The sequence below is a fragment of the Hafnia alvei genome (assembly GCF_034424155.1).
In the GTDB taxonomy this organism is placed as follows: Bacteria; Pseudomonadota; Gammaproteobacteria; order Enterobacterales; family Enterobacteriaceae; genus Hafnia; species Hafnia alvei.
The window spans coordinates 2,273,998-2,293,364 of record NZ_CP139992.1; the positions used below are offsets into that span (position 1 = coordinate 2,273,998).

Below are 19,367 nucleotides of genomic sequence, written 5' to 3' on the forward strand. Positions count from 1 at the left end.
TAATACCGTCGGTCATTCAAATGGCAAGCGCAGGCTGCTCTTGAACTCTCTAAGATATATTGCACCGGACGCAGCAATGACAATCGAGCCACGTCTCATCATGGCATGATGATAGCAAAACATAATTAGCGGGCTTGTCAGTTTCATGGCATCGCAATGGATGCTGTGTAACAAAAAATAGAGGAAAGGAGGGCAGGATTAATATTAATTTACATTCTGTCATGTTCTCCAATAAGGTGATTAAAAAATGCTTATTGGAGAACGAAATAACGCCGCGTGATGAGATGTCTATTAGCGAATATCTATAAAATGTACGCCTTCGACCTGCTGTAAATTCTGATAGACCTCGCTGATATCCTGTTTTGGCCGTAGCGTGACATCGAGTGACATTTCGCACAGTTCGGTATCAACATCGTGCTGGTTAACGGTTAAATAGCCCGGTTTAAGCCGCATTTGTTGTAACGCTAATAGAATGCCGGACACGCTGGCAGGTACCAATTGAATAATGATGGAGTGGTGATGACCGATCAGGCGATTGCTCAACTGGCGGAAAACTTCGAGCACAATTAATGTCATTAGCGTGCCATAGATGCCAATCGCATACATGCCGCTGCCAATTACCAAGCCGATGGCGGCGGTTACCCAAAGCCCGGCCGCAGTGGTTAGCCCGCGCACGACCTGTTTTTGGATCATAATGGTGCCTGCGCCGAGGAAGCCCATTCCGCTGACCACCTGAGCCGCAATACGACTCGGGTCTAATCCAACGTGTGATTCCATCAGGATGTCGTTAAAACCATACTTAGAGACAATCATAAACATGGCGCTGCCGATACCGACCAATACGTGCGTACGCAATCCGGCCTCTTTAGCCCGCAGTTGGCGTTCAATGCCAATGAGGCCGCCAAGAAATCCGGCTAATACGACGCGTAGCAATAAATCAGTAATCATTTGTTCCTCTCGCTGTAATTTTATTGTTTTGCAGAACGATTAAGCGTAAAAACGAATAATTATTTCACAGTACGCCCAGCTTTACGTAGCCGGCAATTTTATCTTAACCAGCCTACGGGAAAAACAGGCTAAAAGGCCTTATTTTCGTGCTATTAGCTTTTTGTAGCGATTTAGTTGATACATTAAGTTGGCATAGGGGCGTTCTGTGTGAAAAATGTACCTAAGAGCCAGCCAATTAAGTACTAGCCAATATTGATCAACAAATAAAAAACTTTGAATAAAACACGGCGAGAGGAGTGAGTGGAAATGATAGCAAAGTTAAGTTTAGCGCTTGCGGTAGGTATTTTGCTGTCGGGATGTAGCAGTGAACCTGAACAGCAGGCAACCAGTGCTAACGTTCATCAGCGTATCGGGATGTCAAACGCGGCGGCTGAAAATTGTGCGCTGGCGGGAGGCACTCTGGCTCTTTCAAGCCAACTCGATGGCAGTTCTGTTGGTATGTGCCAATTACCTGATGGTAAACGCTGTGGCGAATCTGCATTAATCCGTGGTGCCTGTCCCGCCAACTAATCTTGCTGTATTCTTCCGCTATCAATCATTGGGATAGCCAAACGATGATGCCGGCTATGACTCCAGCCGGCAGGGCGCATTGTCGAAATTACATCCAATCACGCTGCTGATAAACCAGTGTATGCTTGGCATTTTTCAAGATGAGTTGGCCCTTCACTAAAGAAATATCCGCGCCTTTGCTCAACACATCGCTGATGATCGGATCTAATTCCGCACGCGCGGGATCGATACACGCCATACGAGTCGAGGCTAAATTCTCTACCTTCAATGTATTATTGTTCAGCTCGCCTTGACCCATAAAGCGGTTACACATCGCTCCAGAAACATGCATTTTTTCGCCAAACTCAATACCGGGCTCCATACGCGTTTTCGCACCGGTGATAACTTTGCCATCTACGCTTTGCAGGACAAAATGGCGATGCAAGAGATCGCTTTGTTGCAACGGCTGCTGAGCCTGAGTCGTACACGCGGCAAGTAAAACCGAGCCTAATGCCAGAGGTAGCGTTTTAAATTTCATTGTATTGCCTCTATCTATTTCTACAGAATAATCGACGGCTTACACCGTAAACCTAAGCCTATTCTACTCGTTTACCCCAACTGATACATACCTTACTAAAAGCAGATTTTTCTTTTGCTTCACAAAAGCACCTTGGCGATAGGTTTTTTGTTTGCCTGTTTTGTTTCTTTCGGTTTATAAATCAACAGAAGTAAAAATGAAAATATCCCACGAATAAGATATTGAAAGATAAACACACAGAGGATGTTATGGTGCTGGATACGCCGGTCTTAATGACCGAACGACTGGTTTTACGGACCCACCGGCTCGAGGATTTCCCTGACCTTTGCGCAATGTGGTCAGATCCTGAGATTGTGAAATTTATCGGTGGTTCTCCGCAAACTCCCGAGCAAGTTTGGCAGCGTCTGTTACGCTATACAGGTAACTGGGCACTTTTCAATTATGGCTACTGGGCCGTTTTTGATAAGAGCACACAGCAATACATCGGCAATATTGGCCTCGCCGAAAATCATCGTGAAATTGAACCGAGTTTGCGTTATCCCGAAATGGGATGGACGTTTATTCCTTCTTTTCATGGTAAAGGTTACGCGTTAGAAGCTGCAAAGTGCGTTCTTGCCTGGGCGGATGAGGTGCTAAAAAAGCCGGTGTGTTGCATCATCGATGAAGAAAATGTTCGTTCGGTTCGCTTAGCTGAAAAATGTGGCTTCACGTTACGTAAAGAGACGGGTTACCACGGCAACATGATTTATATTATGGAGCGTAATAATGTGATCTCCAACACGGTCTAGGTCAAAAAACAAGCACGCAGTGTTTAGTCTCTAGCCACGGTGTAGGGGATACTAAGTCAACGCAGCATATTAACCTTTTTTCAAAATCAGAAAGAGGAGTGTGCCAGATGGTGAAGACTACCGCACAGCGTGTTTCAACGAGTGATGGAAACAATTTTGGCGAAAATAATATGGATTTTTTAGCCAGCAGCATTGCGTTAATGGAGTCGCAAGGACGTGAGATGGATGCCAGCAAGGTGTGTGGCAACATGTCGGCAAAGCAGCGTGAGCTGTTTAATCAGCGTTTAGCACATTATCGTCAGGCATTGCTGGTGGAGCATATCGCCTAAATTCGACGAGGGTTTTATCGCACTTTTAGTGCGAAGCTTTCAACACATAACCTCAAACAGAAAACCCCAGTTTGCACTGGGGTTTTGTTTTGGTATCGCTGAAACCAGAACTTAGGCGCTAATTACATTTTCACAGTGTTCGCCGTTGACCAGCGTACGAATGTTATTGAGCGTGGTTTCAGAAATACTGGTCAGCGCTTCTTCGGTCAAGAAGGCCTGATGCCCAGTAAACAACACGTTATGACAGGCTGACAGGCGACGGAATACGTCGTCTTGGATGACGTCGTTAGATTTATCTTCAAAGAACAGATCGCGTTCGTTTTCATAAACGTCCATTCCCAGCGAACCAATTTTCTGCTGTTTCAACGCTTCAATCGCCGCATCTGAATCGATCAGGCCGCCACGACTGGTGTTGATGATCATCACACCGTTCTTCATCTGGCCAAACGCAGACGCATCCAAAAGATGGTGATTTTCTGGCGTTAATGGACAGTGCAGGGTGATCACGTCAGATTTTTCATACAGCGTTTTCAAATCCACATATTCCGCGCCTAATTCCAACGCCTGTGGGTTTGGGTATGGATCATAGGCCAGCAGCTTCATGCCGAAGCCTTTCAGGATGCGCATGGTAGCCACGCCGATTTTACCGGTACCGATAACGCCCGCGGTGCGGTTATGCATATTAAAGCCAATCAATCCTTCCAGCGAGAAGTTGGCGTCGCGGGTACGTTGATAGGCGCGATGAATGCGGCGGTTAAGGCTCATCATCAAGCCTACAGCATGTTCGGCAACCGCTTCCGGTGAATAGGCCGGTACGCGAACCACCTCTAAGCCAAGCTCTTTGGCGGCTTGAAGATCAACGTTATTAAAGCCAGCGCAGCGCAGTGCGATAATTTTAACGCCGAGCGCTGCCAGTTCGGTTAGCACTTCACGGCTCGCATCGTCGTTGACAAAGATACACACCGCTTCACAGCCCTGTGCAACTTTCGCCGTTTTAGGGCTTAACAGAAAGTCAAAAAACTCCAGCTCGAAACCGAATTCTTTATTTACTAGTTCAAGATATTTGCGGTCATACTGTTTAGTACTATAAATCGCGAGCTTCATAGGGGTTTCTCCACCAGAAAAGTGTGATCATGATAGCAAAAATGAACAAAACAGACAAAGCGAACGAAATTTAGTATGACAAATAAGCTGATGGCCTAAACGTGCACTTTTGCTGAACTAAAATTCAACACAACGGCTAGATTTATCTAGGATTTTGCCCGATTCGTTCAGATGTATCCATTATTATGATATGTTGCGGCAGATTATTAAAAAGCAAGGCGAATTATGATCAAGTGGCTCAAAAGGTTATTTGCAGCGCTGATCGCCATATTTTTGGCATTAACGTTTCTCTGGTTAACGGTGGCACATTGGCTGCCGTGGGTAATAAAACAGTGGCTTCCTGCCGGAACGCGCGTTGAGTTTAGCGCTCGTCCGTATTGGTCGAACGGTGCATTGCATCTGCCGGGGCTAAGCTATCTAGCGGAGGATTGTCGTTTGGGCGATCTGTCTGCGGCACGTTTGCGCTATCAGCAAGGCCGCTGGCAAATGCTGGCAGACACGCTCGACGTGAATACCCAGTGTTTGGAAAAGCTCCCCTCATCGGATACTCCCTCTACGCCGCTTGAGCTGGATAAAATTCAGCGCTCTTTACCGCTGTTTGACGTAGCAATAAACCATCTTATCGTGAGTCCGTGGCAGGACTATGCCGGCGCCATCAGCGTGGTCAATAACGCCGATGGGCAGACAGTTCGCTACCGTAGCGATCGCCTTAGCCTTGATGCGCGTCTTGATGACAAACAAAAGCTGACGGTTAAAAAGCTTTCACTGAAAGTCCCTCAAACAGATCAACCGATTGAGCTGGACGGTGAGCTACAAATACCGCTGGATCTGGCGTCACTGCCGCGCAGTGGCAACATGCAGGCTCAGCTCAAAACGCCGTTTGTTGAACAGCCTCTATTACTGATTTCTGAATGGAAGAACAAACAGGGTAACTTGAAGATTGTTGCCAAGGGCGATAAAACGCCGTTGGCCGATTTGCCGTGGACGGTAAGCCGTCATGAAATCCACGTGAATAAAGGCCAGTGGCGTTGGCCTTATGCGCAGCAACCGTTGCAGGGCGGTATCGATCTCACCCTGACCAACTGGGATAAAAATTACCAGCAAACGCAAATTGAAGCGCGAATGAACGTGCTCACGCAGGGTAATCACGGCAAAGGTAACGTGGTCGTGAATCTTGGCCCAGGCAAACTCAGCGTGATCGATAGCAGCATGGCATTTCGCGTTACCGGTCTTGTGAATAGTCAAAATCTTTCTTTAACGGCGTCGATCCCCGGTTTACTGACCGGCAGCGTGCTGAATCCTTTGTTGACGCTAGATAGTGGTTCACTGCTGCGGGCATGGGGGCGTTTAGACGATCAAACCACGCTGCAAGAAGCGCGTTGGCCGCTGGCAGGCATTAAGCTCAACGCGGAAGGTGTGACTGGTCGTTTGCAGGCGATCATGAAAGTCAAAGACAGCTACTGGGGTAATTTCAAATTGCACCTAGACGGTCAGGCGCAGCAATTCATGCCTGATAAAGGCCAATGGCAGTGGCAATATTGGGGTAACGGCGATTTACCACCGTTGGCAGCGAAATGGGACGTGGGTGGTCGTGGCGAATGGCTAGGAAATACCATCCGCCTGAATCAGCTCTCGACCGGATTTAATAAAATCCACTATGGCATGATGACGGTGGTCAAGCCGCGTTTAACCATCGGTCAGCCGATCGTTTGGGTTCGGGATGAAAAACAGCCGAAATTTACCGGTGCGTTCATGCTTGATACCCAAAAGGTGGAGCTGGAAAACGGCGGTTATCTCCCGCATGCCATTTTGAACCTTGCTGCTACCGGGACTGCACCGGATCAGTTCTTATTAAAGGGCGATCTTCACGCAGAACGCATTGGCCCTATTAAGCTAAATGGGCGCTGGGACGGGGAAAGACTGCGTGGTGAAGCCTGGTGGGCAAAACAACCCACGGCGGTATTTCAACCGCTGTTATCGCCCGATCTGAATATCACGCTGCGCGACGGTGATTTTTACGCACAGGCGGCATTCTCGGCCGCGCGAGAACAGGGCTTCGAGGCTGGCGGACACATGGTGGTGAAAAACGCCGGTATGTGGCTGAAAGACGGAGAGATGAGTGGATTAGATTTCATCATGGCCTATCGTCTGAAAAATGAGGTATGGCAGTTGGGAGCTAAACAGCCGATTAGCATGCGGATTAAACACCTGTCTAACCTGTTTGAAATGAGCAATATTTCGGCTGACCTACAGGGCTACTATCCGTATAGCGATCGCGCTCCGTTGGTACTGTCAAACGTCGGTGTCGATATGCTGAAAGGCCATATTGGTTTTGATGCGCTGCGTCTGCCACAACCGGCGTCAACGGTCTTGAGATTGAAAGATATCGATCTTAGCGTGCTGTTTACCGCGCTAAAACCAAAACAGTTTGCGATGTCAGGTCGGGTAGACGGTGAGCTGCCGCTGTATCTGAAAGACGCACAATGGCTTATCCGCAACGGCTGGATTGATAATGCGTCTATGCTGACGCTGCGTCTCGACCCTGATATGGCTGATGCAATGGCTGCCAACAACATGGCGGCAGGCGCTGCAATCGAATGGCTGCGTTATATGGAGATCAGTCGTTCGCGAGCCGAAGTTAATTTAAGTAATTTAGGGGTACTCACCATGGCGGCGACGATCCGTGGGGTGAATCCTCAGCAAAGCGCACACCGTGAGGTCGTGCTTAACTATCATCATGAAGAAAATATTTTCGAGCTTTGGCGGAGTTTACGTTTTGGCGATAATTTACAGGAGTGGCTGGAGCAAAGCCTCTCAACCCCTGCGAGGAGTGAGCATGAGCAACCTTAAGGTTTGGCTACTGGCGACGGCAGTCTGTGTATCATTGACGGGATGCATCCCCCGCATTGAGGTAGCCGCGCCAAAAGAGCCGATTACCATCAATATGAACGTCAAAATTGAACACGAAATTCATATCAAAGTAGATAAAGACGTCGAGAATTTATTGAAAACCCAGTCGGGGCTGTTCTAAGGAGAATCCGATGAGAAAGTCGTTAATCGCTCTGTTGGGTGCCGGTTTACTGTTTAGCAGCGCCGTTTTTGCGCTCACGCTCGATCAGGCCAAGCAGCAAGGCCGCGTGGGTGAAACCTTGAGTGGCTACATTGTGGCTATTAAACAGGACAAAGAAACACTGGCTCTGGTGCAACAAATCAATACTGGGCGTGCCGAGAAATATCAGGAAGTGGCGAACAATAACCATATCAGCCGGGAAGATGTCGCCAAAATGGCAGGGCAGAAGCTGGTGGAACGCGCTGCCTCTGGTGAGTATGTACGCGGTATCAACGGACAGTGGCTGCGAAAGCCCTAGTTTGAGTGACAGAAATACAGCCACAAAAAAACGCGCTTCTGATCAAACAGAGCGCGTTTTTTATTTCTTGCTTACGACGTTATCCAGACACAGGCGTTAGAGGGTAAGCAATACAGAGAATACTTAAGCTGTAGCCAGCTGATTAATCAGTGCTTTAGCATCTTGCTGCGCTTTGGTTGCCATCTCTGGGCCGTAAGCGATCCCTTCTTCAAACACGAATTCAACGTCGGTCAAACCAATAAAGCCCAAGAATACGCGCAGGTAAGGCGTTACCAAGTCGGTATTGGTATCTTTATGGATACCGCCGCGGCTGGTCAGCACATAAACTTTCTTGCCTTTCAGCAAGCCTTCAGGGCCTGCTTCGGTGTAGCGGAAGGTCACACCGGCACGCGCTACCAGGTCAAAATAGTTCTTCAACTGGGTTGGAATGTTGAAGTTATACATTGGCGCGGTAATCACGATAACGTCAGACGCTTTCAGCTCTTCAATCAGCGTATTGGATAATTCCAATGCTTCTTGCTGGCGTGGCGTTAATGGCGCATCAGAAGGTCGCAGCGCACCGACTAACTCACCGTCCAACACAGGAATTGGGTCTGCGGCCAGGTCGCGTACCTGAATTTTGTCGTCGCTGTGCTGCTGGCGCCATTGGTCAACAAAGTAATCAGCCAGAACGTTAGACTGAGAGTAGTTAGCCAGAATGCTAGATTTAAGAACCAATACGTTGCTCATGGTGATTTCCTTGTGACCTAATCGCTTAGGCTGTTTCAGACTATTTGTTGATATCAGGACGTGGTGTCCATCGCATGGAAGACACTTTATTCATAAAACCCCACCAGTGATAGCGCAATAATTCGAGCCCTTTGTTCAGTTTTATTGAATGTGATTAAGCGAGGCATCATTTACAGGAATAGGGGACGTACGCGGTGACGAGAGAATACGTGGCTCAGGCTGCTGACAAACGCAGGCCTGTGATACAATTACAGATAGAATCCGTCATTAGAATGACGTTATTAAAAACAACAAATAACGATGGTTTTACATTTTCACCTGTTGTTCGCCATCCGTTTCAAGGAATATTGATTGTGACATCCCCGCTAAGCGCCATCGCCTCGCAGCTTGATGAATTGATGCTGCGCGATAAACAGCGTCTGATGCGCCGCATACAGGGCGCCAAAAAGGTCAAAAAATCCGAAAGCCAACAGGCTATTGCCGATACCTTGGCTATCGATCTTGCTAACGCCATGCAGCGCGTTGAAGCGCGTCGCGCTGCCTGTCCTAAAATTACCTATCCCGAAAGTTTACCGGTTAGCCAGAAAAAAGATGACATCCTCGCCGCTATTCGCGACCACCAAGTGGTTATCGTGGCGGGTGAAACCGGTTCGGGGAAAACCACCCAGCTACCGAAAATTTGTCTGGAATTAGGGCGCGGAATTAAAGGGCTGATTGGCCATACTCAGCCGCGCCGTCTGGCTGCACGCTCGGTCGGCGATCGTATTGCCCATGAGCTAGACACGTCGCTCGGCGGTGCCGTTGGCTATAAAGTTCGTTTCAACGATCAGGTAAGTGACACCACGCTGGTTAAGCTGATGACAGACGGTATTTTGCTGGCTGAAATTCAGCAAGACCGCATGCTGATGCAATATGACACGCTGATTATCGATGAGGCGCATGAACGCAGCCTGAATATCGATTTCATCCTCGGCTATCTGCGTCAGCTGTTGCCTAAGCGTCCAGATCTGAAAGTGATCATTACGTCGGCGACGATCGATCCCCAGCGTTTTTCTCGTCATTTTAATAACGCGCCGATTATTGAAGTTTCAGGCCGTACCTATCCGGTAGAAGTGCGCTATCGCCCGGTGGTTGATGATGCTGACGATGTAGACCGCGACCAGCTTCAGGCCATTTTTGATGCCGTGGATGAGCTGGGACGTGAGAGCGCCGGTGACATTCTGATCTTTATGAGTGGTGAACGTGAAATTCGCGATACGGCCGATGCGCTGACTAAGCTAAACCTGCCGCATACCGAGATTTTACCGCTCTATGCGCGTTTATCGGCCAGTGAACAAAACCGCGTTTTCCAAAGCCATCACGGGCGCCGCATCGTGCTGGCCACCAACGTGGCGGAAACGTCGCTAACCGTACCGGGGATAAAATATGTTATCGATCCGGGAACGGCGCGTATTAGTCGATACAGTTTTAGAACCAAGGTACAGCGCTTGCCGATTGAGCCTATTTCTCAAGCCTCGGCGAATCAGCGTAAAGGCCGCTGTGGACGTGTTTCTGAAGGTATCTGTATTCGGCTATACAGCGAACAAGATTTCCTTTCACGGCCAGAATTTACCGACCCAGAGATCCTTCGTACCAACTTAGCCTCGGTCATTTTACAAATGACGTCGCTGGGACTCGGCGATATCGCCGCTTTCCCATTTGTGGAAGCGCCGGATAAACGCAATATTCTTGACGGTGTTCGTCTGCTGGAAGAGCTTGGTGCGGTAACCACTTCGGAGCAGGGGCATCAGCAGCTGACGCCAATGGGCCGTCAGTTGGCTCAACTGCCAATCGATCCCCGCTTGGCGCGTATGGTGCTGGAGTCACAGAAACATGGCGCGGTACGAGAAGTGATGATTATCACCGCGGGGCTGTCGATTCAAGATCCGCGTGAGCGCCCGAGTGAGAAGAAGCAGGCCTCGGATGAAAAACATCGTCGTTTTGCCGACAAAGAGAGTGATTTTCTATCGCTGGTGAACCTGTGGGATCACCTAAAAGAGCAACAAAAAGAGCTCTCGGCCAACCAATTCCGTCGCCAGTGCAAAACCGACTACCTGAATTATCTGCGGGTGCGTGAATGGCAGGATATTTACACCCAACTTCGGCAGGTGGTTAAAGAGCTACGTATACCGATTAACTCGGTACCGGGTGATTTTCGCGGTATTCACTGCTCGTTGCTTAGCGGTCTGCTCTCGCATATTGGGCAAAAAGATGCAGATAAGCAGGAATTCACCGGCGCGCGTAATGCCCGCTTTGCGATTTTCCCCGGTTCGGCATTATTCAAGAAACCGCCAAAATGGACCATGGTGGCGGAGTTAGTGGAAACCTCCCGTTTGTGGGGGCGAATTGCTGCACGTATCGATCCTGAATGGATCGAACCGCTCGCACAGCATCTGATTAAGAAAAGCTATAGCGAGCCGCATTGGGAGAAAGCCCAAGGTGCGGTGATGGCGACAGAAAAAGTCACGCTTTACGGGCTGCCGATTGTAGCTGCGCGTAAGGTGAACTATGGCAGCATCGATCCGCAGGTCAGTCGTGAGCTGTTCATTCGTCATGCGCTGGTGGAAGGTGATTGGCAAACGCGTCATGCCTTTTTCCGTGCGAATCAGCGCCTGCGTTCAGAGGTGGAAGAGCTTGAACATAAATCGCGTCGCCGCGATATTTTGGTCGATGACGAAACGTTGTTTAGTTTCTACGATCAGCGCATTGGTCATGATGTAGTTTCTGCTCGTCATTTCGATAGCTGGTGGAAAAAAGCCAGCCGCGAAGAGCCTGAGCTGCTCAATTTTGAAAAATCGATGCTGATTAAAGACGGTGCGCAAGGCGTTAGCGCACTCGATTACCCTAATTTCTGGCATCAAGGTTCATTCAAACTGCGTCTTTCCTACCAGTTTGAGCCGGGCACTGACGCCGATGGGGTGACGGTACATATTCCATTGGCGATCTTAAACCAGATTGAAGAGTCAGGCTTTGATTGGCAAATTCCGGGTATTCGCCGTGAGTTGGTGATTGCGCTCATTAAGTCATTACCCAAACCGATTCGACGCAATTTCGTGCCAGCGCCGAACTATGCCGAGGCTTTCTTAGCAAGGGCGACACCGCTTGAAATGCCGTTACTCGAGTCGATGGAGCGAGAACTGCGTCGCATGACCGGTGTGACAGTGTCACGTGAAGAGTGGCAACTCGATCAGGTTCCCGATCATCTGCGTATGACGTTCCGCGTTATTGACGACAAGAAGAAAACGTTGGCGGAAGGCAAGTCGCTGGAGGCGTTGAAAACCGAGCTCAAAGGACAGGTACAGCAGACGCTATCGGAAGTTGCAGATGATGGCCTTGAGCAACAAGGTTTGCACGTATGGAGTTTTGGCTCGCTTCCGCAAAGCTACGAGCAAAAGCGTGGCGGCTACTCGATGAAGGCGTTCCCCGCGTTGGTGGATGAAAAAGACAGCGTCGCTATTCGTCTCTTTGAAACTGAACAGGAGCAGCAGCAGGCCATGTGGCAGGGTTCGCGCCGCTTATTACTGCTGAACATTCCATCTCCGATCAAATATTTACATGAAAAATTGCCGAACAAAGCCAAGTTAGGCCTGTATTTTAACCCTTACGGCAAAGTGTTGGATTTGATTGATGACTGTATCGCCTGTGGAATTGACTCGTTGATTGCCAAGCATGGCGGACCTGCATGGAGTGAAGTAGGGTTTACCCAACTTCATGAACAGGTGCGTGCGGAACTCAACGATGAAGTGGTTTCTATTGCGCGACAGGTCGAGCAAATCTTGACGACGGCAAACGGCATTAATAAGCGCCTAAAAGGGCGCGTTGACATATCGCTGGCGTTAGCGCTGTCTGATATTAAAAGTCAGGTCGGCAATCTTATCTATCGTGGTTTTGTTACGGCAACGGGGGCAGCGCGTTTACCGGATGTAGAACGCTACCTGCATGCGATTGAACGACGCTTAGAGAAACTGGCGATTGACCCACATCGGGATCGTGCGCAAATGTTGAAAGTGGAACAGGTGCAGCAGGCATGGCAGCAGATGCTTAACAAGCTACCGCCGCCGCGCGCCAACGAGCCTGAAGTGAAAGAGATCCGCTGGATGATTGAAGAACTGCGAGTGAGCTATTTTGCGCAGCAATTGGGTACACCGTACCCAATTTCAGAAAAGCGCATTATGCAGGCTATCGATCAGATTCTGGCTTAGCATTTTGTTGCATCAGGCGTTTAAGGCCGTCACTGAACGCGGTGACGGCCACCGCGCGATTATCGGCCAAATCACGATTCTCAGCGGCCGGTGCCGAACTTTGAATGGCTATCAGCCGCCAACCTGCATCCGTTGCCATCAGCAGCGGAGAACCGCTATCACCAGGTAATGTATCGCACTGATGGCTCAACACGCCGGTTTGAGCCCATCCTGTCACCAAACAGTTTTGATGGCTATATAAATCATCCAGATGATCCTGAGGGTATCCGGCCTGCGTCACGAGGCGTTTATCGGCCTTTAATGCTGCCGTCAGCTGCTTACTTGTACCTTGCCACAGCGGCAGTGGTTCAATCGCGGGCAACCGGTCACTTACGATTTCAACTAAACCATAATCTTGCTGGGCTGCGGAAGAGGGAACAATCCAACCCTCGCCGTCGGCTTTGAGCCGCTTGCCTAACTTAGGATCGACCAGCGTGCGCAGTTGGGTAATTTCGTAGCGCCATTTTTGATTATGAGAGGAAAAACGTAGCGCGATTGCAGGATCAACTTTTCCCGGCGGCGCTAATAAACAATGTCCCGCCGTTAGAACTAAGCGTGATGTAATTAGCGTGGCGGTGCATAAATTCCCGCTCTCGGTTTCGATTTGCCCAATAGCATCCCACGGAGCTTGGGTCACATTGGTAATTTTGACGCGGTCATCTTTGCCATAGAAAAGTTGAATTTGCTGCGCGGGGGTCAGAACTTCATCATCAGCGACGGCAGGTTGGGTGGTAATGGCACAATATAAAACCGGAGCGCATAACGTAACGGTACGTAGTAATCGCATAGAGCGGAACCTAATTGCAGTCATCCATTTACTCTGTAGTTTAACCAAATGATTGATTACGGCGAGAAATATTTGCGTAACAGAAGTGAAATTCAGTTTTTTTCATGCACGCCCGTCTACAAATAGAAGCATGCCGTGATGATTCCGCACAGAATCAGGGATATCAGAAGAAGTTCAAAACCATAGCGTCGAAACATATGCCATCTCCGAACCCTTCGTGGCCGCTGAACCCTATGTTCTTAACGGTGTGTGCGGCTGAATTATTCTCAAATTCAATAGATGATTAATCTTAGTGGATAGCGTTTATAACGGCTGTGAGTGATTGGTTTCGGCATGTAACGCTTTGTACTCTGGATGAAAATAATTCAATAGTGCGCTATTGAATCACCCTAGATGCCTGACTATAGTGGAAAAAATGCCTAATTAACCCGTGAACAGCAGGAGAGTGCATGAGCCGTCAGCAGAGTCATCATAATGCCGTCGATCGTCAATTTGCCGATCAGGCTAACGCTTATCTCAGCAGTGCCGTACATGCGCAGGGCAACGATTTAAAACGCCTTGCGCATCTGCTCAGCGGAGAAGACTTTGCGAGCGTACTCGATCTTGGCTGCGGAGCCGGTCATGCAAGTTTTGCCGTAGCGGCACAAGTTAACGACGTTGTAGCTTATGATCTCTCCGAAAAAATGCTCGCGGTGGTAAAACAGGCGGCAAGTGATAAAGGACTGACTAATCTGAGTACCGCGCAGGGCGTTGCTGAATCACTACCGTTCGAGAATGAATCCTTTGATGTGGTTATCAGCCGTTATTCGGCGCATCACTGGTACGATGTTGGTAAGGCATTACGCGAGGTTAAGCGCGTGCTTAAACCTGGGGGAAGGGCGATCTTTATGGACGTTGTGTCGCCTGGTCACTCTGTTTTAGATGTACATCTGCAAACGGTGGAAATTCTGCGCGATACATCGCACGTGCGAGATTATGCGCCTGGCGAATGGTTAACGTTTTTCACCGAGGCGGGGCTACAAATCCAAACCGTCACGTCAGACCGTCTACACCTTGAGTTTGCTAGTTGGATTAGCCGCATGCGTACGCCAGAACCGCTGGTTACCGCGATTAGAATGATACAAGAAAGTGCTTCGGAAGAGGTTAAACAACATTTTGAAGTTCAGGCTGATGGCTCATTTACCAGTGATATCATGATGTTTGAAGTCGTTAAGGCTTGAAAATAGGCCGGAGCAAGTCTCCGGCTTAATTATACATCAATTTAGTTACAACATACATTGTAAGTCCTGTTAATACTCTCATGAAACCTCAGTGCAGCAATTAAATTTAGTGGAATATGAACGTACGCACGCCTAGCAAAACAATAGGCCCCTCATAAACAACGGATTCTGTTCTGAGAGGCCTTAGTGGTTAGCCTAAATAACGCTGTTCTAAATGACGACGGAAGAAGCTTGGGTTGAGTGTTTCCCCGCTGGCATTTCGGATCAGTGTATCGGTATCAAAGCGTGAACCATGCTGCCAGATATTCTGGCGTAACCAACCGGAGAGCGCAGAGAGATCGCCGCGCAGGATATGTTGGTCAAGGTCAGGGAGGGCATTTTTGGCGGAGGCGAACAGCTGAGCCGCATACATCGCACCTAAGGTATAGGTGGGGAAATAACCAAAGGCACCGTCGGTCCAATGGATATCCTGCATGCAACCATCTCGGAAATTACCCTGTGTGTTTAAGCCGAGGTAAGAGTGCATTTTTTCATTCCACAGTTCTGGAATATGCCGCACTTCAATCTCACCCTCAATCAGCGCGCGCTCAATTTCATAACGCAAAATGACATGGGCGGGGTAGCTAACCTCATCGGCATCGATACGAATAAAACCGGCCTCTACGCGCTGGTTCATGCGCAAAAAGTTACCTTGTTCAAAAGCAGATTGATCGCCAAAGGCTTTTTGCACATAAGGGCGTAAAAACTCAAGGAACGGTTCGCTGCGCGCCAGCTGCATTTCAAAAAATAAGCTTTGAGACTCATGGATTGCCGTTGAGCGAGCTTCGCCAATCGGCTGTCCAGCCCACTGTTTTGGCAAATTTTGCTCATAGCGGGCGTGACCTGTTTCATGCACGATGCCTAGCAAAGCACTGAGAAAATCATCTTCGGTATAGCGTGTAGTAATACGCACATCTTCCGGTACGCCGCCGCAGAAGGGATGAGCACTCACGTCTAATCGGCCGTGATTAAAATCAAAACCGAGTACCTGCATGATTTCTATACCCAGAGCGCGCTGTTTATCAATTGCAAAAGGGCCCTGCGCGGTGAGTGTAGACTCCGTTTTCTGTTTTTCGACGATGTTTTTTAATAAATCAGGCAACCAGCTTTTTACATCAGCGAAGATCGTATCGAGGCGCGCGCTGGTCATGCCCGGTTCATAGAGGTCGAGCAACGCGTCGTAGCGGCTGACATTGGTTTTTTCAGCACGGATTTGCGCTTCTTCTCGGCTTAATTCCACAACCGGAGCAAAGTTTTTGACGAATCCAGCCCAATCATTTTCTGGACGCTGAGTGCGCCACGCGTGCTCGCATTGCATACCGGCTAATGATTTTGCCGAAACAAACTTTTCCGGCAAGATCACGGCCTGCTGATAGCGACGTGCAATTTCAGCAAGATTGGCCTGTTGTTCTGGGGTTAAATCTTCACTTTTCGCCTGTTCGATCCAGTCTGCAATCTGCGGCGCAGTTAACGTTTGGTGCATCAAAACGCTGAGTTCCGCTAGTGCTTCTGCTCGCGCCTGACTGCCACCGGCAGGCATTTGTGTTTGCATATCCCAACCGGTGATGGCTGAAAGATGCGAGAAGCGAGACAGGCGAGTAAACGTGTCGCGAAGATGCTGGTAGGCGTTTGTCATCGTAGGCTCCAAATGGGGTCTATACTCGTCAAACATAAAGCGCGGTATCTCTGCAGATGCACCGCCAATTATTGGGGAGTATAGAGGCAATAAAAATTATCAGCGGTTATCACTTTGTACATTGATAACTGGCACGGTATCAGCCTGACGGCGTGGCCAGGTAAAGAGCATGGAAGCGCCGCCCAGCGAGCTACCATTGGCAGAAATAGTCCCTTGGTAGGCTTGAGCAATGCTGTACACAATGGCGAGTCCAAGCCCGCAGCCACCGGTTGCCCGATCGCGGCTTGGGTCTAAGCGAACAAAGGGCTCAAAGACTCTTTCGCGTTCCTCTGGCGGAATCCCTGGGCCATCATCGTCAACCTGTAAACAGGCAATGTCACCATCCAACCACAGCCCAATGCGGAGTTTTTTCTGACTGTAGCGTAGGGCATTGTTCACTAAATTATCTAATACGCGTTCCATCAGCCGTAGATCGACCGCGCCAAAATCACCGACGTGAGGAATATCGAGCGTAATTTCATGCTCAGGATGAATCATCTGAAAATCTGCGATGCGTTCGGCTAGCCACTTAGGCAAATCAATGGCCTCTAGATTGGTTTCCACCTGAGGGCGGTCAAGGCGAGCGTAGGTCAGCAGCTCATCTATCAGTCCTTCGAGCTGCGCAATATCACGATTTAACGCGGTTTGCTCTGATTCAGACAGATTTTCACTCATGGCTAAACGGTAGCGTAATCGAACCAATGGCGTACGCAGTTCGTGGGCTATGCCATCTATCAGCTGTTTTTTGCTGATGATGAGTGTGTTGATATTGTCGGCCATTTGATTAAAAGCCACGCCGAGCCGATGCAGGCTCGACGTGGGCTCGAAATGCGTTCGCTCTTCAAGATGACCTTCACCCAAGCGCTGAGCCGCATTCTCTAATTTCAATAAATCCTGCCAATGTGGGCGCATCCAGAGAAAAACCGGTAGCGCTAAAGACAGCCCGATGAACAGCAACAGAGCCAAATCAAGCAGGCGCATTTCATGCAGATAGAAAAGGTACGGAATCGGGCCGACGGCTAAAACGTAGTGGCTACGTGGGATGCGTTGGATAAATGAATATTCACTATCCAAAGCCACAATTTCGCCATTTCTCAGTTTTTTTTCTAAATCAGAAGGGAGCTGACGTTTACCCAATGGCTCAATATGGAATTTAAACGAGAGATTCCAATCGAGTTTGTTAATGGTTTTATTCCAGTCTCGCGGGGGAATTTCGCGCAGCTCACTGCGGATAAGATAGAGCGAGCTTTTCATCAGATCATCCATTGATTGGCGTCCGGCACGCTCGGCGGTGACCTTATAAACTAATCCAACCAGCATGGCCATCACCAGAAAGCAGACGAACAACAACAGATAAAACTGAACAAAAAGCTTTCTCATTGAAAATTATTCCCACGCATTCGGCGCAAATAGGTAACCTTTATTTCGCACGGTTTTAATACGGAACGGGTCGATTGCGTTGTCATCCAGTTTACGACGCAGGCGAGAAATCGCCACGTCGATGCTGCGATCCATGCCGTCATAGCTCACGCCACGCAGGGTGAGCAGCAGGGCATCGCGATCCATAATGGTGCCTGCGTGGGTGGCCAGTTCCCACAGCAGATCGAAATCGGAAGTTGAGAGGTTAATATTCTTATCTTTCAACGTGACCTGACGATTTACAGGGTCAATACGCAACTGCCCAAAATGAATGCCGTTACGGGTATTCACCGGCGTCGCTTCGCTTTCTATTGCCTGTGGTTGATGCTGGCGTAAATGTAAACGCAAGCGCGCCAGTAATACCGCCGGCGGCGTCGTTTTTAGAATATAGTCATTGGCGCCCATTTCGAGCGATAAAATATGATTCATATCGCTGTCGAGTGAGGTGAGCAGCACGATGGGGCCTTTATACACGGGGCGTAAATCGCGGCATAACGTCATACCGTCTTTGCCAGGCAGCATAATATCCAGCAAAACCAAATCAGGGTTAAGGCGAGTAATCGTTTCCATTGCCGTATCACCGCGCGGCTCGATGGTGACATCGAGGTCATGCTTGCCAAGGTATGCGGCAATAAGCTGTCCAACCTCTTGATCATCTTCAACAAATACAATGTTGTTCATAACGATTTCTATGCCTTCGCGTGGTAAAACGATTTTATATGAGTTTGCAAACTAACGCAGTGGACGCCCACCATCCACACTAATAGTACGACCAGTCACGAACTGACTGTTCAACAGAAACTCAATGGTATTCACTATTTCATGTTCACCCGGCGCTATTTTCATCAATGATTTGTCGAGCGCCTTTTGACGATACTCATCATCATCCAATGAATTAAACATGATTAGCGCGGGAGCAATGGCATTCACTTTAACTTCTGGCGCCAATTTCGCCGCAAAAGAGCGGGTCATGTTATCTAGCGCTGCTTTGCTTGCCGCGTAAGCGATATGCTTGGCACTGCCGCGTTCCACCACATAATCGGTGATATGGATAATGTCGGCTCCCGCTTCGCCTTGCCCAACCAGCAATGGCTCCAACAGTTGATTAAGAAGATAGGGGGTATAGACATGAATTTGCAGCATGGCGGCCAACGTTTGCTCGGGCGCGGTCTCTGGTGATTCAGCCAACCATGCACTGGCGTTATGAATAACCGCACGCAGTTTGGGCGTGTGAGCTTTAACCAGTTCGGCAAAACGATAGATTTCGTCAGTTTGGGTGAAATCACCTTGAATGCAAACCGCACCCGCGTTGCGTAATCCTTCTAACGCTGGGTATTCGCTGCGATAGGCCACAATCACAGCGGTTCCCTGTGACAACAATGCATGCGCTAATGCCAGCCCGATTCTGCGGGCACCTCCAGTGATTAAGACGGGGGAGGAGTAAGCATTGGTCATGTATTCAGTCCCTATGTTTAGTGGCTTTGGCATAATGCAAATGTTGCCGCAGATTATGCCACTTGTTGTAGTTGTTAGCACATAGAGAAACGTATCGGAATGACTAATTGGATAAGGGAGTCGCGTTGCTTTAGAGCAT

The 19,367-nt window shown here is 49.0% G+C and carries 18 protein-coding genes; 8 read left to right on the plus strand and 10 right to left on the minus strand.

Going from position 1 to position 19,367, the window contains the following annotated elements:
• Nucleotides 1–291: 291 nt before the first annotated feature.
• Nucleotides 292–948 carry an MgtC/SapB family protein gene (locus U0008_RS10670; protein WP_043493174.1) on the minus strand — a complete coding sequence of 219 codons (657 nt, stop codon included), beginning with the start codon at nucleotides 946–948 and terminating at the stop codon, nucleotides 292–294.
• A gap of 306 nt (nucleotides 949–1,254) precedes the next feature.
• On the opposite strand from U0008_RS10670, the gene U0008_RS10675 reads away from it, so the two are divergent.
• Nucleotides 1,255–1,518, plus strand: coding sequence for a putative hemolysin (locus U0008_RS10675; RefSeq protein WP_040044979.1), 264 nt, complete (start codon nucleotides 1,255–1,257; stop codon nucleotides 1,516–1,518).
• An 88-nt stretch (nucleotides 1,519–1,606) separates the two neighbouring features.
• Here the strand turns inward: U0008_RS10675 and hslJ are convergent, their stop codons facing one another.
• On the minus strand, nucleotides 1,607–2,035 hold the full coding sequence (hslJ, locus tag U0008_RS10680; protein WP_043493175.1) for a heat shock protein HslJ: 429 nt from the start codon (nucleotides 2,033–2,035) through the stop codon (nucleotides 1,607–1,609).
• A gap of 248 nt (nucleotides 2,036–2,283) precedes the next feature.
• On the opposite strand from hslJ, the gene U0008_RS10685 reads away from it, so the two are divergent.
• Both U0008_RS10685 and U0008_RS10690 read left to right on the plus strand, forming a co-directional pair.
• The gene (locus U0008_RS10685; RefSeq protein ID WP_043493176.1) at nucleotides 2,284–2,823 is read left to right on the plus strand and encodes a GNAT family N-acetyltransferase; all 540 of its coding nucleotides are present in this window, start codon (nucleotides 2,284–2,286) and stop codon (nucleotides 2,821–2,823) included.
• A gap of 107 nt (nucleotides 2,824–2,930) precedes the next feature.
• The gene (locus tag U0008_RS10690) at nucleotides 2,931–3,152 is read left to right on the plus strand and encodes a glycogen synthase (RefSeq protein ID WP_040044977.1); all 222 of its coding nucleotides are present in this window, start codon (nucleotides 2,931–2,933) and stop codon (nucleotides 3,150–3,152) included.
• Nucleotides 3,153–3,263: 111 nt separating this feature from the next.
• Here the strand turns inward: U0008_RS10690 and U0008_RS10695 are convergent, their stop codons facing one another.
• A complete protein-coding gene (locus U0008_RS10695) occupies nucleotides 3,264–4,256 on the minus strand; it encodes a 2-hydroxyacid dehydrogenase (protein WP_043493177.1) in 993 nt (330 codons plus the stop codon).
• Between the two features lie 225 nt (nucleotides 4,257–4,481).
• Between U0008_RS10695 and U0008_RS10700 the strand changes: the two genes are divergently transcribed.
• From U0008_RS10700 to U0008_RS10710, 3 genes are read left to right on the plus strand one after another with little or no spacing between them, the layout of a single operon-like run.
• A complete protein-coding gene (locus U0008_RS10700) occupies nucleotides 4,482–7,106 on the plus strand; it encodes a YdbH family protein (RefSeq protein ID WP_043493178.1) in 2,625 nt (874 codons plus the stop codon).
• Nucleotides 7,093–7,287 carry a YnbE family lipoprotein gene (locus U0008_RS10705; protein ID WP_043493179.1) on the plus strand — a complete coding sequence of 65 codons (195 nt, stop codon included), beginning with the start codon at nucleotides 7,093–7,095 and terminating at the stop codon, nucleotides 7,285–7,287. The genes U0008_RS10700 and U0008_RS10705 overlap by 14 nt, the downstream gene beginning before the upstream one ends.
• Nucleotides 7,288–7,297: 10 nt before the next feature.
• Entirely contained in the window at nucleotides 7,298–7,624 is a 327-nt protein-coding gene (locus U0008_RS10710; RefSeq protein WP_025801326.1) for a YdbL family probable chaperone protein, read from the plus strand.
• 123 nt (nucleotides 7,625–7,747) lie between these two features.
• On the opposite strand, the gene U0008_RS10715 is transcribed toward U0008_RS10710, so the two are convergent.
• Nucleotides 7,748–8,353, minus strand: coding sequence for an FMN-dependent NADH-azoreductase (locus U0008_RS10715; protein ID WP_043493181.1), 606 nt, complete (start codon nucleotides 8,351–8,353; stop codon nucleotides 7,748–7,750).
• Nucleotides 8,354–8,706: 353 nt separating this feature from the next.
• Between U0008_RS10715 and hrpA the strand changes: the two genes are divergently transcribed.
• Nucleotides 8,707–12,594, plus strand: coding sequence for an ATP-dependent RNA helicase HrpA (gene hrpA / locus U0008_RS10720; protein ID WP_043493182.1), 3,888 nt, complete (start codon nucleotides 8,707–8,709; stop codon nucleotides 12,592–12,594).
• Here the strand turns inward: hrpA and U0008_RS10725 are convergent.
• Together U0008_RS10725 and ydgU are read right to left on the minus strand one after the other, a co-directional pair.
• Nucleotides 12,572–13,420 (minus strand): trypsin-like serine peptidase, encoded by an 849-nt coding sequence (locus U0008_RS10725; protein WP_051874137.1) that lies wholly within the window; start codon nucleotides 13,418–13,420, stop codon nucleotides 12,572–12,574. The genes hrpA and U0008_RS10725 overlap by 23 nt on opposite strands.
• A gap of 116 nt (nucleotides 13,421–13,536) precedes the next feature.
• On the minus strand, nucleotides 13,537–13,617 hold the full coding sequence (ydgU, locus tag U0008_RS22595; RefSeq protein WP_455550929.1) for a small membrane protein YdgU: 81 nt from the start codon (nucleotides 13,615–13,617) through the stop codon (nucleotides 13,537–13,539).
• 252 nt (nucleotides 13,618–13,869) lie between these two features.
• Here ydgU and U0008_RS10730 point away from each other — a divergent pair, with 252 nt between their 5' ends.
• Complete coding sequence (locus U0008_RS10730; protein WP_043493184.1) at nucleotides 13,870–14,640, plus strand: class I SAM-dependent methyltransferase; 771 nt, start codon at nucleotides 13,870–13,872, stop codon at nucleotides 14,638–14,640.
• Nucleotides 14,641–14,830: 190 nt separating this feature from the next.
• Here the strand turns inward: U0008_RS10730 and U0008_RS10735 are convergent, their stop codons facing one another.
• From U0008_RS10735 to folM, 4 genes are all read right to left on the minus strand, one after another.
• Complete coding sequence (locus U0008_RS10735; RefSeq protein WP_043493185.1) at nucleotides 14,831–16,315, minus strand: carboxypeptidase M32; 1,485 nt, start codon at nucleotides 16,313–16,315, stop codon at nucleotides 14,831–14,833.
• Between the two features lie 99 nt (nucleotides 16,316–16,414).
• Complete coding sequence (gene rstB, locus U0008_RS10740; protein WP_043493187.1) at nucleotides 16,415–17,734, minus strand: two-component system sensor histidine kinase RstB; 1,320 nt, start codon at nucleotides 17,732–17,734, stop codon at nucleotides 16,415–16,417.
• 6 nt (nucleotides 17,735–17,740) lie between these two features.
• Nucleotides 17,741–18,454, minus strand: a complete 714-nt coding sequence (rstA, locus tag U0008_RS10745) for a two-component system response regulator RstA (protein ID WP_043493189.1) — start codon at nucleotides 18,452–18,454, stop codon at nucleotides 17,741–17,743.
• A gap of 51 nt (nucleotides 18,455–18,505) precedes the next feature.
• A complete protein-coding gene (folM, locus tag U0008_RS10750) occupies nucleotides 18,506–19,228 on the minus strand; it encodes a dihydromonapterin reductase (RefSeq protein ID WP_043493190.1) in 723 nt (240 codons plus the stop codon).
• Between the last annotated feature and the right edge of the window lie 139 nt (nucleotides 19,229–19,367).

Bases quoted from the DNA above. Each gene is read 5' to 3' on its own strand.
- U0008_RS10735 (WP_043493185.1), bottom strand. From the start codon at position 16,315: ATGACAAACGCCTACCAGCATCTTCGCGACACGTTTACTCGCCTGTCT.
- U0008_RS10710 (WP_025801326.1), top strand. From the start codon at position 7,298: ATGAGAAAGTCGTTAATCGCTCTGTTGGGTGCCGGTTTACTGTTTAGC.
- ydgU (WP_455550929.1), bottom strand. From the start codon at position 13,617: ATGTTTCGACGCTATGGTTTTGAACTTCTTCTGATATCCCTGATTCTG.
- folM (WP_043493190.1), bottom strand. From the start codon at position 19,228: ATGACCAATGCTTACTCCTCCCCCGTCTTAATCACTGGAGGTGCCCGC.
- hslJ (WP_043493175.1), bottom strand. From the start codon at position 2,035: ATGAAATTTAAAACGCTACCTCTGGCATTAGGCTCGGTTTTACTTGCC.
- U0008_RS10715 (WP_043493181.1), bottom strand. From the start codon at position 8,353: ATGAGCAACGTATTGGTTCTTAAATCTAGCATTCTGGCTAACTACTCT.
- U0008_RS10690 (WP_040044977.1), top strand. From the start codon at position 2,931: ATGGTGAAGACTACCGCACAGCGTGTTTCAACGAGTGATGGAAACAAT.
- rstA (WP_043493189.1), bottom strand. From the start codon at position 18,454: ATGAACAACATTGTATTTGTTGAAGATGATCAAGAGGTTGGACAGCTT.
- U0008_RS10705 (WP_043493179.1), top strand. From the start codon at position 7,093: ATGAGCAACCTTAAGGTTTGGCTACTGGCGACGGCAGTCTGTGTATCA.
- U0008_RS10695 (WP_043493177.1), bottom strand. From the start codon at position 4,256: ATGAAGCTCGCGATTTATAGTACTAAACAGTATGACCGCAAATATCTT.
- rstB (WP_043493187.1), bottom strand. From the start codon at position 17,734: ATGAGAAAGCTTTTTGTTCAGTTTTATCTGTTGTTGTTCGTCTGCTTT.
- U0008_RS10670 (WP_043493174.1), bottom strand. From the start codon at position 948: ATGATTACTGATTTATTGCTACGCGTCGTATTAGCCGGATTTCTTGGC.
- U0008_RS10675 (WP_040044979.1), top strand. From the start codon at position 1,255: ATGATAGCAAAGTTAAGTTTAGCGCTTGCGGTAGGTATTTTGCTGTCG.
- U0008_RS10685 (WP_043493176.1), top strand. From the start codon at position 2,284: ATGGTGCTGGATACGCCGGTCTTAATGACCGAACGACTGGTTTTACGG.
- U0008_RS10700 (WP_043493178.1), top strand. From the start codon at position 4,482: ATGATCAAGTGGCTCAAAAGGTTATTTGCAGCGCTGATCGCCATATTT.
- U0008_RS10725 (WP_051874137.1), bottom strand. From the start codon at position 13,420: ATGCGATTACTACGTACCGTTACGTTATGCGCTCCGGTTTTATATTGT.
- U0008_RS10730 (WP_043493184.1), top strand. From the start codon at position 13,870: ATGAGCCGTCAGCAGAGTCATCATAATGCCGTCGATCGTCAATTTGCC.